Here is a 1,249-nt window from a genome sequence, read left to right on the forward strand (position 1 = left end):
GTGCGTGCCGAGACAGCCCTGATCCGGCTGTGCGGCGCGGCCGACCGGGCGGCCACGCTGGCATCCGTCGAGCGGGCCGACCGCGCGGCGCAGCAGCTCTACCAGTCGGTGCGCGGCATGCTGCGCCGGCTGCGCCCGGCCAACCTCGACGAGMTGGGCCTGGTCGACGCGCTGCAGGAGCTGTGCGAGGCGTGGGAGGAGCGCAGTGGCGTGCCCTGCATCTTTCACCACGAGACGCTGCCGCGGGAGCTGGGCGATGCGGTCGACATCGCGCTCTACCGCGTGACGCAGGAGGCCCTGACCAACGTGATGCGCCACGCACGCGCGAGCGCGGTGCACGTGAAGCTGGGCCGCAGCGCGCAGGGCGAGCTGCAGCTCAGCGTGGAGGACGATGGCCGGGGCATGGACCTGGCCGTCGCCACGCGTGGCCTCGGGCTGCTGGGTGCCACCGAGCGTGCCGCGGCGCTGGGTGGCGAGCTGGAGGTGCGTGCGTCGCCCGGCGCTGGGGTGCAGCTGGTGCTGCGCGTGCCGATGCCGGTTGCGTTCCGACCGGCTGCCGCATTGCCCGAGAAGGCGCCCGCATGATCCGCGTGCTGCTCGCCGACGACCACCCGGTGGTGCGCAGCGGCTACCTGCGGCTGCTCGACCAGGCAGGCGACATCCGGGTGGTGGCCGAGGCCGGCGACACCGACGAGGCCTGCGCGGCCTTCATCGCGCATCAGCCCGACGTGCTGGTGACGGATCTCGCGATGCCCGGGGGCGGGGGGCTCGAACTGCTGCGCCGTGTTCTGCTGCGCGACGCGCAGGCGCGGCTGCTGGTGTTCAGCATGCACGATGCGCCGGTGCTGGTGCGGCGCGCGCTGCAGGCCGGCGCGCGCGGCTTCCTGACGAAGGCCAGTGCGCCCGAGTGCCTGGTCGATGCGGTGCGCGAACTGCATGCCGGGCGCCGCTACCTGGGGCGCGAGTTGCCAGCGGGCTTGCTCGAACGTGATCCGCACGACGAGGCCGGCCGGCTGGCCGAGCTGAGCGCACGTGAGTTCGAGGTGTTCCGGCTGCTCGCGCAAGGCCACTCGGCCGGCGCCTGCGCCGAGGTGCTGAAGCTCAGCCCGAAGACGGTGGCGAACCTGCAGACGGCGATCAAGGACAAGCTCGGCGTGGCTACATCTGCCGCGCTGGTGCACTTGGCGATCCGGCATCAGGTGATCAGTACGGCGGGTTTTTAGCGGGTCCGATACGCGTGGATCAAGTC

General features: G+C 72.4%; 2 protein-coding genes. Both read left to right on the plus strand.

The genetic code is table 11. The features are described 5' to 3' along the window. Window positions 1–585, plus strand: a 585-nt coding sequence (locus tag AC1D01_RS35395; protein WP_477874300.1) for a sensor histidine kinase, incomplete at its 5' end; no start/stop codon positions are given. Beyond that, a complete protein-coding gene (locus AC1D01_RS35400; protein WP_477874302.1) occupies window positions 582–1,223 on the plus strand; it encodes a response regulator in 642 nt (213 codons plus the stop codon). The genes AC1D01_RS35395 and AC1D01_RS35400, both read left to right, overlap by 4 nt. Window positions 1,224–1,249: the final 26 nt, after the last annotated feature.

This window comes from Rhizobacter sp. P3_B12, from assembly GCF_056402895.1.